Annotated in this window: 4 protein-coding genes; all 4 read right to left on the bottom strand. The window is 36.0% G+C overall.

All coding sequences use genetic code 11. The features are described from left to right. Positions 1-104: 104 nt before the first annotated feature. Positions 105-677 carry a GNAT family N-acetyltransferase gene (locus DFP97_RS30170; protein WP_114384346.1) on the bottom strand — a complete coding sequence of 191 codons (573 nt, stop codon included), beginning with the start codon at positions 675-677 and terminating at the stop codon, positions 105-107. Positions 678-839: 162 nt separating this feature from the next. After that, positions 840-1,346: a P-loop NTPase family protein gene (locus DFP97_RS30165; RefSeq protein ID WP_220271210.1), complete on the bottom strand. Its 507-nt coding sequence runs from the start codon at positions 1,344-1,346 to the stop codon at positions 840-842. A 565-nt stretch (positions 1,347-1,911) separates the two neighbouring features. After that, the gene (locus tag DFP97_RS30160; protein ID WP_114384344.1) at positions 1,912-2,202 is read right to left on the bottom strand and encodes a DUF5316 family protein; all 291 of its coding nucleotides are present in this window, start codon (positions 2,200-2,202) and stop codon (positions 1,912-1,914) included. A 127-nt stretch (positions 2,203-2,329) separates the two neighbouring features. Next, positions 2,330-2,629, bottom strand: coding sequence for a PepSY domain-containing protein (locus DFP97_RS30155; RefSeq protein ID WP_114384343.1), 300 nt, complete (start codon positions 2,627-2,629; stop codon positions 2,330-2,332). Positions 2,630-2,859: the final 230 nt, after the last annotated feature.

Here is a 2,859-nt window from a genome sequence, read left to right as displayed (position 1 = left end):
ACTAAGCAAATTATGCCTGAAAAAACCGGATCCCTCCTCTCTATAAGGGAATCCGGTTTTTGTAAATCGACGCATGAGATCATACAACTATCGTATCCGTTAGCTTAATCCTGTATCGGTACGTAATTGCTTCTTAGTACCGAATATATTCGTTGGTCAATAAACTTCCCCTTTATCTTCAATTGACTTCTAAGTGTTCCCTCATACGTCATTCCTAATTTCTCAAGAACACAGTAAGAACCAGTATTATTGTAGTTGCAGCGTGCCTCAATACGATTTATCCCAACCTCTAAAAAGCTGTAATGAATAATTTTCCTTGTTGCTTCAGTAATAATTCCTTGATTCCAATACTCACTGGAGAGTGCATAACCAATTTCCGCCTTTTCATGAACGGAATCTATACTAATAAGCCCTGTCCTACCAATTAGTTTGTTGTTTAATTTATTAATAACTCCCCAGCGTATGGCTTGCTTTGACTCAAACTTATGCATAACCTTTTGTAGATAATGAATTGTATCATTAACGGTAATATGCCTGTCCCATAACGTTTCTACCGATACCACTGGGTCGGTAGCAAATTCGAAGTATTTTTTAGCATCTGACATTTCTAACTTGCGAAGAATGAGCCTCTCAGTTTCAAAAACAGGCGGATTTAGAAATATCTTATCAACATCCATGAGACCAACTCCACAAAATTCATATTAGATATTCCAATATGATTATATCTTGAATTTAGAGATGTTTTCAAAATTTGCTCAATTAATCTGCGCGTTAGTTGAACGAAAAAAGCAACCGATTCTTCAGACCGCTTGCTGCCTTGTTGCATTCTATCGTACCCGTTAGCTTAGAGCTATTTTCAAAAGTACTTCCTTATTATTGTTTACTACAATCAATTTCTTCTTATGGTTTTCTAAACATTCAAATATCTTCTTCTTGTTCTCAAAATCGAATTTTTGATTCCATTTCAGCATTTCTGCTAAGCCTTTTAAAGTTTGTTTGTAATTTGCTTTCTCGATTCCTGTTCTCTGTTTAATAAATCTAGTAATAATCTTTATTGCTCTATTTAAAGGTTTCGGTGTCAAAAATATAATTATATCATCCTCTTCAAAACTTCGAGACACCCACTTGTAATATATCCCCTCAACAATCCACTGGTCTTTAGTAATAATATCTTCAAGTAATTTATCTCGTTTCCCAGGTGGATTCTTTCCGCTAAATTCGACAGAACTACTCCACATAACAGAATCTAATTCGAAGTAAGGAATGTTCAATTGATTTGAAAGCTTTCTAGCTAAAAATGTCTTTCCACTCCCTGTTGATCCAATGATATGAATCTTTTTCATCATGTTTCATCCTTTGCTTTAGTCGGCTTAGTCAAACATGAGTATTCGCGAAAATAAGTCCAATAACCTTTAACTCCCTCTGATGGCTCATCGTCAATTATTTCGCTAAACCATTAAACCGAATGCCGTTCGTCCTGTTCGTTGAGTAATCGTACCCGTCCATCCATGCCGCACAAAGCGCGGCACCACAGAGAATGAAAGTTAATCCGTTCTTTCATAGTAGCTTAATGAAGATTTAAGAACACACTTATTGAGCAAAAATACCTGCACTAATCAACAGAACAGCTCCAAAAAAAACAGATGTTGCAAATATGAGAAGATCACATTTTTCTTTGTTTATAATCGCCCGAATTGTAATTAAGAAAAACAACATAAATAAAAAAGATAATAAGGCAAAGGGAATATCCAACTTATTCCGCTCCATTCTAATAATATGATTCTTAAATATCTTAGAGTATTTTACTCAAATAAGCACTTGGATATATAAGTAATCTGCCCGTTAGAGTGAAAAATGGAGTGCACCGTGGCAGCTTGCTCCAATATCGTTCCCCGTTAGCGTAACGGACAATTATTTCACCAAATACAATAAATAGGCCAAACCAATATAAGGAAGGATAAACACTACCAATTTATTTATCAGTTTATTTCTCCTATTGCGGTCAGAGTTGTCCTCTGAGTTAAAATTTGCTCTTATGCGGTCGCCACAAATAAGCGCACCTGATAAAATTAATAACAACACAATTACTCCCATGGTTAGATAGAGCATTATACTAAATGCTTTATTAGTCCCCCATATTCCCATTGTAGCCAAACTAATGAGCAATCCACTGACTAATCCCCATAAAAATGTTGCTTTCATAGCATCCATCCCCCTTGAAGCCTGACAACTAAGATCAATCATTACCGATCCATTGCTGTCGGTATCCCTCTCCTGATGTTAATTGGGCCTATCCGTTAGCTTAATAAAATCCTTAGTTCTATCCCAGTTAATAACCGTTTACCATGAGTGTTTTGCCTGTCTTTGCATCGATATAGAACCATAGAGAAGAAGAAACTGATGTTTTGTCAACGTTTATCAGATTAATCATCCAAACAGGTTTTGAAGATTCTGAGCCTTTTGATACTTCATGGACTATATAGGTTCTTGAATGAGATTTATCTATCTCTTCAGCACGGGTTAATGCTATCTGTTTTGTTTGTTCTTCTGAAATTTTTTTGGATGTATTACAAGCAGTAATTAAATTCATGAATAAAGCAATGAGAAAAATTAGTAAAATCTTCTTCATAATTTCATCCCTTATCATCATGACATGCTACTGTTGTTATTAGACGAATTAAACATAAAAAAGTTGCTGAAGATTACCGCCCGTTACCACAACAGGCTGCCGGATCATCAGCAGCCTACGTTGGAACTATCGTATCCGTTAACATTCCTGTAGGTGTTAGTAGATTCGATTTGCAGAAAAACGAACGCCCCGCTAGGATGAGTATGTACTGGGTTGCTGCCCTCAGAACT

Origin of the sequence: Paenibacillus prosopidis (assembly GCF_003337375.1) — a bacterium.
In the GTDB taxonomy this organism is placed as follows: Bacteria; Bacillota; Bacilli; order Paenibacillales; family Paenibacillaceae; genus Pristimantibacillus; species Pristimantibacillus prosopidis.
Note: the sequence above shows the minus strand (reverse complement) of the source record. Positions and strands in the feature narration are given on the sequence as shown.

Bases quoted from the DNA above. Each gene is read 5' to 3' on its own strand.
- DFP97_RS30160 (WP_114384344.1), bottom strand. From the start codon at position 2,202: ATGAAAGCAACATTTTTATGGGGATTAGTCAGTGGATTGCTCATTAGT.
- DFP97_RS30165 (WP_220271210.1), bottom strand. From the start codon at position 1,346: ATGATGAAAAAGATTCATATCATTGGATCAACAGGGAGTGGAAAGACA.
- DFP97_RS30170 (WP_114384346.1), bottom strand. From the start codon at position 677: ATGGATGTTGATAAGATATTTCTAAATCCGCCTGTTTTTGAAACTGAG.
- DFP97_RS30155 (WP_114384343.1), bottom strand. From the start codon at position 2,629: ATGAAGAAGATTTTACTAATTTTTCTCATTGCTTTATTCATGAATTTA.